The sequence below is a fragment of the Desulfallas sp. Bu1-1 genome, from assembly GCF_015594625.1.
Classification (GTDB): domain Bacteria; phylum Bacillota; class Desulfotomaculia; order Desulfotomaculales; family Desulfallaceae; genus JADNRQ01.
On record NZ_JADNRQ010000012.1, the window covers coordinates 72,536 to 82,579 of the forward strand.

Annotated in this window: 9 protein-coding genes, 1 rRNA gene and 1 other RNA gene; all 11 read left to right on the top strand. The window is 52.2% G+C overall.

Going from position 1 to position 10,044, the window contains the following annotated elements; translation table 11 throughout:
• Positions 1 to 62 precede the first annotated feature (62 nt).
• A complete protein-coding gene (aspS, locus tag IT084_RS11935; RefSeq protein WP_195713126.1) occupies positions 63 to 1,859 on the top strand; it encodes an aspartate--tRNA ligase in 1,797 nt (598 codons plus the stop codon).
• A gap of 113 nt (positions 1,860 to 1,972) precedes the next feature.
• Positions 1,973 to 2,164: non-coding RNA, 6S RNA (gene ssrS / locus IT084_RS11940), on the top strand.
• Positions 2,165 to 2,256: 92 nt separating this feature from the next.
• Entirely contained in the window at positions 2,257 to 2,988 is a 732-nt protein-coding gene (locus tag IT084_RS11945) for a ThiF family adenylyltransferase (protein WP_195713127.1), read from the top strand.
• Positions 2,989 to 3,325: 337 nt separating this feature from the next.
• Positions 3,326 to 3,658, top strand: a complete 333-nt coding sequence (gene trxA / locus IT084_RS11950; protein WP_195713128.1) for a thioredoxin — start codon at positions 3,326 to 3,328, stop codon at positions 3,656 to 3,658.
• Between the two features lie 72 nt (positions 3,659 to 3,730).
• Positions 3,731 to 5,062, top strand: coding sequence for a replication-associated recombination protein A (locus IT084_RS11955; protein ID WP_313885469.1), 1,332 nt, complete (start codon positions 3,731 to 3,733; stop codon positions 5,060 to 5,062).
• 103 nt (positions 5,063 to 5,165) lie between these two features.
• Positions 5,166 to 5,636, top strand: a complete 471-nt coding sequence (locus IT084_RS11960) for an Rrf2 family transcriptional regulator (protein ID WP_195713129.1) — start codon at positions 5,166 to 5,168, stop codon at positions 5,634 to 5,636.
• A 3-nt stretch (positions 5,637 to 5,639) separates the two neighbouring features.
• On the top strand, positions 5,640 to 6,863 hold the full coding sequence (gene nifS / locus IT084_RS11965; protein ID WP_195713130.1) for a cysteine desulfurase NifS: 1,224 nt from the start codon (positions 5,640 to 5,642) through the stop codon (positions 6,861 to 6,863).
• Positions 6,864 to 6,981: 118 nt separating this feature from the next.
• Positions 6,982 to 7,350 carry a Fe-S cluster assembly scaffold protein NifU gene (gene nifU, locus IT084_RS11970; RefSeq protein WP_195713131.1) on the top strand — a complete coding sequence of 123 codons (369 nt, stop codon included), beginning with the start codon at positions 6,982 to 6,984 and terminating at the stop codon, positions 7,348 to 7,350.
• 11 nt (positions 7,351 to 7,361) lie between these two features.
• The gene (gene mnmA, locus IT084_RS11975; protein WP_195713132.1) at positions 7,362 to 8,456 is read left to right on the top strand and encodes a tRNA 2-thiouridine(34) synthase MnmA; all 1,095 of its coding nucleotides are present in this window, start codon (positions 7,362 to 7,364) and stop codon (positions 8,454 to 8,456) included.
• A 207-nt stretch (positions 8,457 to 8,663) separates the two neighbouring features.
• Positions 8,664 to 9,503: a site-2 protease family protein gene (locus tag IT084_RS11980; protein ID WP_195713133.1), complete on the top strand. Its 840-nt coding sequence runs from the start codon at positions 8,664 to 8,666 to the stop codon at positions 9,501 to 9,503.
• Between the two features lie 423 nt (positions 9,504 to 9,926).
• Positions 9,927 to 10,044 (top strand): 16S ribosomal RNA (locus IT084_RS11985); the annotation flags it as partial.

Genomic DNA, 10,044 nt, shown 5'->3' on the forward strand with positions numbered 1-10,044 from the left:
CGGTAATTTTACCGGCGACCGACCACCGACGACCGACGACCAAAATGGGAGGTAAATAGACAGTGATCGAATCTATGCAAGGGATCAAACGCACCCACTACTGCGGGGAGTTATCCGCCAGAGAAAGCGGCCTGACGGTTACCCTGACGGGTTGGGTGGATACACGCCGCGACCACGGCGGTTTGATTTTTATCGACCTGCGCGACCGCACCGGTATTGTGCAAATCGTGTTCAGCCCGGAAATTAACCGGGCATCCTTTGAAAAAGCCGAGGGAGTACGCAGCGAATACGTGCTGGCGGTTACCGGGAGGGTGTCGCCAAGGCCCGAGGGAACGGTCAATCCCAATCTCGCCACCGGGGAGATTGAAGTGCTGGTGGATGAAATGCGCATTTTAAACCGGGCCAAAACGCCTCCGTTTTATATAGAAGACGGGATAGATGTGGACGAAAACCTGCGTTTGCGTTACCGCTATCTGGACCTGCGCCGTCCCGAAATGCAGCGCGCCATGATGTTGAGACACCGGGCGGGGAAATCGGTGCGCGATTTCCTGGATGAACACGGTTTTTGGGAAATTGAGACCCCCATGCTTACCCGCAGCACACCCGAGGGGGCCAGGGACTACCTGGTACCCAGCCGCTTGAACCCGGGCTGTTTTTACGCGCTGCCCCAGTCCCCGCAATTATTCAAGCAGATTTTAATGGTGGCGGGTATGGACAGGTATTACCAGATCGTCAGGTGTTTCCGGGATGAAGACCTGCGGGCCGACCGGCAGCCGGAATTTACCCAGATTGACCTTGAAATGTCCTTTGTGGATGTGGATGATGTGCTATCCCTGATGGAAGAGATGATTGCCCGGTTGTGCCGGGAAACGGTGGGCCTTGAGGTGAGTACCCCGTTCCCGCGCCTGACCTACCGCGAGGCCATGGACCGGTTCGGATCGGACAAGCCCGATACCCGGTTTGGCATGGAACTGGTGGATATTACAGACGTGGCCGCCGGGTGCGGCTTTAAAGTATTTACCTCGGCCGTGGAAGGCGGCGGCCTGGTCAAGGGAATCAACGCCAGGGGTTGCGGGTCATTCAGCCGCAAGGATATTGACGATCTGACCAAATTTGTGTCCATCTACAAGGCGCGCGGGCTGGCCTATTTTATCGTTACCGCAGACGGGGTGAAGTCTCCCATTGCCAAGTTCTTTAACGAAAAGGAATTGCAAACCATTATGGAGCGGTTTAAGGCTGAAGAAGGAGATTTGCTGCTGTTTGTGGCGGATAATGCAAATGTCGTGGCCGCATCACTGGGTGCGCTGAGGCTGCACCTGGCGGAGCGGTTGGATTTGATCCCCCGGGACCGGTATAACTTTTTATGGGTTACGGATTTTCCCCTGCTTGATTACGACGAGGAGGAAAAACGCTGGGTGGCTATGCACCACCCGTTCACCTCACCCCGCGAAGAGGACATACCTTTGCTGAAGAGCGACCCGGGCAAGGTTCGGGCCCGGGCCTACGATATGGTCTTAAACGGCATCGAGATCGGCGGCGGCAGCATCAGGATCCATCGCCGGGATGTTCAGGAAATGATGTTTGACGCCATTGGACTCACCCGGGAAGAGGCCGCCGAGAAATTTGGTTTTATGCTTGAGGCGTTTGAGTACGGTACCCCGCCCCATGGGGGAATTGCTTTCGGTTTTGACCGGTTGATCATGTTGTTGACCGGGAAGAAGACGATCCGCGATGTCATCGCCTTCCCCAAAACACAAAGCGCCTCCGATTTAATGACCATGGCGCCTGGTCCCGTGGATGAGCGCCAGCTCAGGGAACTACATATAAAAACAATTGTCAAGACATCCGAAAAGAAATAGATTTTTGCATAAATACGCATATTGACAGAAAAAATATAAATAACCAATCGCTCGCTTGTTTCCCACTTGCTATAAAAGTCGAATATATGGTAATATAAATTAAAATTAAGGAATACACCCTGCGGTGTTCGTGGTCGCCTTGAAGTTTTGAGCCAACACCAATTGATAGGGAGCCCGGGCTCTGGGTGTGGAATGTAGGCCTCCAGCCTTTGGAGGAAACAAGAAGCATTCAGGAGGGCACCCACCTGTTTGAGAACAGGTTCAAGAAAACTTTAAGGACATTACACGGCACCAGTGGGGTTTCACGAATCAGAATTGTGGTTTCCAGTAAGGCGACACATCCTAAAAGTTGCCACTGGAAACTTTTCTATTATAGGCAGTGCGGGAGTGCGGGAAAATGTCCCATATTTTTGCCAGAACGGAACTGTTGGTTGGGCGGGAGGGCCTGGAAAAACTATCGGCTTGCAATGTGGCTGTTTTCGGTCTTGGGGGTGTGGGATCATTTGCGGCGGAAGCTCTGGCTCGAGCCGGGGTGGGTTCCCTGTTCCTGGTCGATCACGACACGGTTGATATATCCAATATCAATCGACAATTGCATGCCATGACCAGCACGGTGGGGGAGCCGAAAACAGAGTTGATGAAGGCTCGCCTGCGGGACATAAATCCCGGGGTGGCGGTGGAAACCAGGCAACAAAAATTTACCCCCGGGCTTGCTTCGGAAATGCTGGACGGGCGAAGCATCGACTTTGTGGTGGACGCCATCGACGACGTTGAAAATAAAACTTTCTTGATTGTGGCGTGCGTGAAACGCAAATTGCCGGTGATTTCCGCCATGGGGGCGGGAAACAAGTTGGACCCCACTTCATTCAAGGTGGATAGTATCTGGAGAACATCGGTATGCCCGCTGGCCCGGGTGATGCGAAAAAAGTTGAGGGCCGCCGGAATTAATGAAGATGTTCCCGTTGTTTATTCCACGGCTCCACCCATTGAGCCCGTCGCGGTAAAAAACGGTCCCGGGGGGCGCATCCCCCCGGGCAGCATCTCGTTTGTGCCGCCGGTGGCCGGGTTGATTATGGCCGGGTTTGTTGTAACCAAACTGCTCGGCCTGAATGGTTTTTCCGCCAAGTGAATTGACATTTTCTTACCAGGAATATTATAATTTACGTGATGTGCTGAAAATGAGAACAAATGTGATGAATACCTGAAGTTGATCAAGACATATAATAAGATTTGGGTGCATAAGTTAAATGCAGCGCTATTAAGCTTATCATTTAAACCGTTTTTAATATGGTTTGTTTAGTGTCGTTGCCGCCTTTAACTTTGCTAAAGCTACGCGCTTAAATCCCCCGGCACCGTAAAAAATAGCTAGAAGTTGGGGGAACTAAAAATGTTTTACGGTACCGGTCATGGTAACGGGCGGGTAGAATGCAAGATTAGAATATAAAAACTTGAAAGGAGAGAGCTAAGTGGCCAGCGACAATATCAGCATTCTGGGAGAAGCTAATTTTAAGGAGTTTATCGATAATGCAACTACACCGGTACTGGTGGACTTTTGGGCGGAATGGTGCGGCCCGTGTAAAATGATCGCCCCGGTGATTGAGGAAGTGGCTGAAGAGTACAAAGGCAAGGTTCAGATCGCCAAGGTGAACGTTGACGAAAATAAGTCCATACCGGCAGGGTACAGCGTTGTCAGTATTCCGACCCTGATTGTGTTTAAGGGCGGCAAAGAGGTGGAGCGGGTCGTTGGTTTCAGAACCAAAAAAGAACTGCAGGCGCTGTTGAACAAACACATTGCCTGAAAAACAATACCCATTACCGGCCAGGAACGAAATGTTCCTGGCCTTTAATAATTACATGGGCTGGTGAGAACCGTGGAAGATTTGTTTCAACAGGCCGCCCGTCAAAAAATGATCCTTGCGGCGCCGCTGGCCGTGCGCATGCGGCCCCGCACGCTGGAAGAATTTGAAGAGCAAGTGGCCCTGGTGGGACCGGGCCGGCCCTTGAGGCAGTTAATTAAAAACGATGCTCTACAATCGGTGATTTTTTTCGGGCCGCCCGGCACCGGCAAGACCACCCTGGCCCAAATTATCGCCGGTATGACCAGTGCTCACTTTGAAAAAATTAACGCCGTGATGTCCGGGGTGGCGGATATTCGCAGGGTTATTGATCAGGCCCGGGACCGCCTGGCAATGTACGGGAAACGTACCATCCTGTTTATCGATGAAATTCACCGTTTTAATAAAGCGCAGCAGGACGCTCTTTTGCCTTTTGTAGAGGACGGCACGGTGATCCTGATCGGTTCCACAACGGAAAACCCCATGTTTTCGGTTAATCGTCCCCTGCTTTCCCGCTCGCTGCTTTACCGCCTGGAACCCCTTTCCAGGCAGGCGTTGAAAAGGATACTGCGCCGGGCGCTGGCGGACGATGAGCGCGGTTTGGGCGGGTTATCAGTTGATTTGCAGGATGACGCCCTGGACATGATTGTTGATTTTGCCAACGGCGACGCCCGGGCGGCGCTCAATGTGCTTGAAATGGCCACATACACCACGCCGCCCGGTGAACAGGGGCGGCGCAGGATCACCCCGGAGGTGGTCAAGGGAGTTTGCCAGAACAGGGTGATTCAGTTTGACCGGGAGGACGAGCATTATGATGTGATCTCGGCCTTTATTAAAAGCATGCGGGGATCGGACCCGCAGGCCACGCTGTACTGGTTGGCGCGCCTGTTGCATGCTGGCGACGACCCGGCTTTCATTGCCCGCCGGATCATGATCCACGCGGCGGAGGATGTCGGGCTGGCCGACCCGCAGGCGCTGGTGGTGGCCGCCGCGGCGGCCCAGGCGGTGGAGCGGGTTGGCATGCCGGAAGCCAGAATTATTCTGGCCGAGGCCGCGCTGTACATTGCCATGGCCCCCAAGAGCAACGCCGCTTACCTGGGGATAGAGTCCGCCCTCGCGGCGGTGCGCCGTGAGAGGGCCGAGGCGGTGCCCCTGCACCTGCGGGATAACAGTTACAGCGGTGCAAAATCATTGGGGCATGGAAAGGGCTACCTGTACCCGCATAATTTCAGCGGGCACTGGGTCAAACAGCAATATTTGCCGGACAACCTCAAGGACCGCGTGTTTTACCGGCCTTCGGAACAGGAACGGGAGCAGGCGCTCTGGCAGAGGTTGGAGATCTTGAAAAAGGATCAAAATAAACCATAGCAAAAAACTCGGGTATACTAATTGACAAAAACCGATCGGAATGCTAAGATATCTTTGAAACAATTCCGAGTTAAACAGTTTGATTTAAAAAGGGGGTGGGACGGTGCGCCTGTCCACTCGAGGGCATTATGGGTTAAAGGCCATGTTTGACCTGGCCCAGCATTATGGATCTGAACCCATCCCGCTGAAAACGGTGGCTGAGCGGCAAAACATATCGGACAACTACCTGGAGCAATTAATCGCCATTTTACGCAAAGCCGGCCTGGTAAAAAGCGTGCGCGGAGCCCAGGGCGGTTATATCCTGGCCCGGGATCCGGGCAGCATAACAGTGGGTGATATTATAAGAGCCATGGAGGGACCCATCGCGCCGGTTGAATGTGTCAGCGAGGTTGAACCGACGGAATGCGACCAGGCCGGTTCCTGTATTACCCGGACTGTTTGGGCCCGGGTGCGGGATAGACTGGCCGAGGTGATGGATTCCATCAGCCTGGCCGATATGCTGCGCGATGCCGAAAATTTATCGGAACATAAGGCCCAAGAATACAAGCAAAATGCCCCAGAAGGAGGATCTTGAACTGTGCGCAGAGTCTACTTCGACCACAGTGCGACAACGCCGGTTCGCCCGGAAGTTGCCGAAGAGATGCAAAAATACCTGACCGAAAACTTTGGCAATCCCACCAGCCTGCATTATTTCGGGCGCCAGGTGCGCAAGGCGGTGGAAGAGGCCAGGGAAAAAGTAGCCGCTTCCATTGGAGCCAAACCCGATGAGATCGTATTTAACAGTGGCGGCACCGAGTCCGATAACATGGCTATTCACGGGGTGGCCATGGTTAATAAAAACCGCGGCAACCATATCATCACTTCCGCGGTGGAGCATCATGCCGTTTTAAATACCGTGAAAGCGCTCGGCAAGCAAGGGTTTACCATTACCATCCTGCCGGTGGATAAATACGGCATGGTGAGCGTGGATGATCTTGCCAACGCCATTACCGATAAAACCATCTTAATCAGCATCATGCACGCCAATAACGAGGTGGGCACCATTCAGCCCATCAAGGAGCTGGCTGCCCTGGCCCGGGAAAAAGGAATTATTTTCCATACCGACGCGGTCCAGAGCATGGGTAAAATTCCGGTCAATGTGGACGACCTGGGCGTGGATTTGCTTACCATCAGCGGCCACAAAATTTACGGGCCCAAGGGAGTGGGCGCCCTTTACATCCGTAAAGGCACTCGCTGGAGACAAACCCTTTTCCACGGGGGAGCGCAGGAAAGGCTGCGCCGGGCCGGTACCGAGAACGTCCCCGGCATCATCGGGCTGGGCCGGGCCTGCGAGCTTGCCGTGGAGAACCTGGAAAAAGAATCGGCTTACCTGACCCGGTTGCGGGATAAACTGATCAAGTCTGTTTTGGACAATATTCCGCATACCAGGCTGACCGGTCATCCCACCATGCGTTTGCCCAACCATGCCAGTTTCTGCTTTGAGTTCATCGAGGGTGAATCGATGCTGCTGAGCCTGGATATGAAGGGCATCGCGGCTTCCAGCGGATCGGCCTGTACATCGGGGTCGCTGGAACCGTCGCATGTGCTGCTGTCCATGGGTATCCCCCACGAACTGGCGCATGGTTCCATTCGCATTACCCTGGGCCGGGATAACACCGAGGAAGATATCGATTACTTCATGGAAGTTATGCCCCCCATCGTGGAAAGGCTCAGAGCCATGTCGCCGCTGGACCAGGAAAATGAATTTGTGGCGGAAAGCAGCTGTGCGGCCTGCAAGGTCAGCAGTTCGTGCCATAGGTAATGGTCGCCGGTGGTCGGTCGTCAGTCGCCGGAGCGTGTTAGCAAAACTAATTAGAACCGGATAATTGTGAATAGCGGCTCTACCTTATGCAAAAAATATTTCGGGGAGGATGCGGGGTATGTATACCGAAAAGGTTATGGATCATTTTGAAAATCCACGTAACGTGGGGGAAATTCCCGACGCCGACGGGGTGGGACAGGTGGGCAACCCCACTTGCGGGGACATTATGAAAATATACTTAAAAATTAAAGACGGTATTATTGAAGATATCAAGTTTAAAACTTTTGGTTGCGGCGCAGCCATAGCGACCAGCAGCATGGTTACCGAAATGGCCAAGGGCAAGACCATCGAAGAAGCCCTGCAGTTGAGCAATAAAGCGGTGGCCGAGGCCCTGGGCGGCCTCCCTCCCAAAAAAATGCATTGTTCCAACCTGGCTGCGGATGCCCTGCACGCGGCCATTAAGGACTACCAGAGCAAACAAAAGTAATTACGGGTGATATGGTGAACAAAAAGCTTGTAGTTGTGGCCATGAGCGGCGGCGTGGACAGTTCTGTCACCGCCGCTCTTTTGCTTGAACAGGGTTATGAAGTAATGGGCGTCACCATGCAAATCTGGGACCCGGCGCAAACGGAAGTGGCCGGGGATTTTGTGGGCTGCTGCTCTCTTTCCGCCGTTGAAGACGCCAGGTCTGTGGCCAACAAACTGGGAATACCCTATTATGTTTTGAATTTTTACGACCTTTTCCGGAAAGCGGTGGTGGAAGATTTCTGCCGGGAATACCTGCGGGGCAGGACGCCAAACCCGTGCGTGGTTTGCAACCGCAAGGTCAAGTTTGAGGCGCTGCTGAAAAAGGCTCTGGCGCTGGGTGCGGATTATGTGGCCACGGGGCATTACGCCCGGATCAACTACGAAGAAAACATCAACCGGTATACGGTAAAAAAGGCGCGCGACTCCCGCAAGGATCAGACCTACTTTTTGTATACCATGACCCAGGCCCAGCTAGCTCATACGCTGATGCCCCTCGGGTACTACACCAAGGACGAAGTGCGCCGCATGGCCGCCGAAAGGGGTTTGCGGGTGGCCGAGAAGCCGGAAAGCCAGGAAATATGTTTTGTAACCGACAATAATTACCGTAATTTTCTGCGCGAACACGCGGATGAGGAAATAAAACCGGGCCCGTTCCTGGATCTTGAGGGCAACGAGGTCGGCCGGCACGAGGGGATCGCCTTTTATACCATCGGCCAGCGGCGGGGGCTGGGGTTGGCCCTGGGGGAGCGGGTATACGTGGTGGATATTGACCCCAAGCGCAACGCAGTAATCGTTGGACCCGAAGAGGCGCTGAACCGGAACAGCCTGGTGGCCGGCAACTTGAATTTCATCCTGGTGGAAAAATTGGAAGGTCCCGAAAGGGTCCAGGCCAAGATCAGGTATAACAGCAAACCTGCTTCCGCCACGGTAACTCCAATGCCGGACGGCCGGGTGCGGGTCGACTTTGACAGTCCCCAGCGGGCCATTACGCCGGGCCAGGCGGTAGTGTTCTACCAGGGCGATTACCTGTTAGGCGGCGGTACCATAGAAGGATTTGCCGGGTAACCAAAACTTAATCTGCCCTGGTTCTTATGAAAGTCCGGTGAAAATTTCCTTTCTCCGGGCTTTTTTGCTTGAGCCGCCAACCATTTTTAAAGTAGATGCGCCGGTAGAGCCGGAGTTTTAAAAAATTTCCCGAATCAACGGACATACCCGGCAACCCGGGTGATATAATTAACTTAACACGCTATGTAAAACACGGGAGATATTAAAATGGGAGAAGAACGCAGTGCAGGACAAATGAATGGTAACGGGGAAAAACAGCGCCTGGCGGGGATTAAAAAAGGACTTGTTTCTACAGGCATTATTGCCATAATACTTAACTTTTTAAAACCGGCGCTTATATTTTTAAAACCGTTGGCTGCCTTATTAAAATTATCTAAATTTGGCGGGACACTCGTATCCATGGTGGTTACAGTGGCCGTTTATGCCATGATTTGGGGGTGGTGGTTTGCCCTGGGTTTTGTCATCCTGATTTTTATTCATGAAAACGGCCATATGTATGCCGCCAAAATGATCGGTCTGCCGGTTTCCAGGCCGGTTTTCATCCCCTTTGTCGGTGCTTTTATCGCCATGAAAGAAATTCCCAAAAACGCGAAGGAGGAGGCTTTAATCGGGTACGGGGGACCACTGGCAGGAACCGCCGGAGCTCTGGCGTGTGCGGCTATTTACTCTTTAACTGGCAACCCCTTCTGGTTGGCCTTGAGTTATCTTGGATTCTTTTTAAACCTGTTCAATTTAATGCCCCTGGGTTTCCTGGACGGGGGACGGGTGGCCAGCGCCGTCTCTTGCTGGCTATGGATTCCGGGTGCCGTGATCCTGACTTACATGGCTGTGAAATATACCAATCCGGTTATCTTTTTCGTATTGATTTTGGGTGTTATCCAGGCTTATAAAGTATTCAAACATAGAAATGAGCCGGAAATGATTAACTACTATCAAATCGAACCGGAGTTCAGATTTAAAATGGGCCTGGCTTATTTATTTTTGTTATCGGTTACCGGCGTTGGCATGGGATACTCACATTCTCTGCTTGGTAATGTCCAAATATAATGATTCATTATTAGCCGGTTTAAAATGCTTTTTAATCTCACGAACAGGCTGTCCGGTAAACCTTTTGCGCAAAGTGGTGATATTTTTTTCCGGTATGGTACAAAATACATATTGCAAAACTAGTTATAAAGTGATATATTAATAACCGTCGCTGCGATGCGGCGTCGAAAAAAGGCAATAATGGTGGTTAGTGGTTAGTGGTTAGTGGTTAGTAGAAAGCCGGGCACCAGAAATTGCCGGTTGACACAAAGCAACAAAAAATGATAAAATAAAATTCCGGTCAGCGGACCGGGTAAAACGATCCTTGAAAACTAAACAGTGTGAGAGATGGAAAAAAACCTCGTCAAAAGCCAAGAGCTTAAAGAGCGAGAGTAATTCCAAAAGCGAGCAAAGAGATTAAACTCTTTATATAAGCTTAAAAAATATATGGAGAGTTTGATCCTGGCTCAGGACGAACGCTGGCGGCGTGCTTAACACATGCAAGTCGAGCGATTTGGTGGTGGGTCGTTAGTGGTTAGTGGTTGGAGTAGAAGGAATTCGC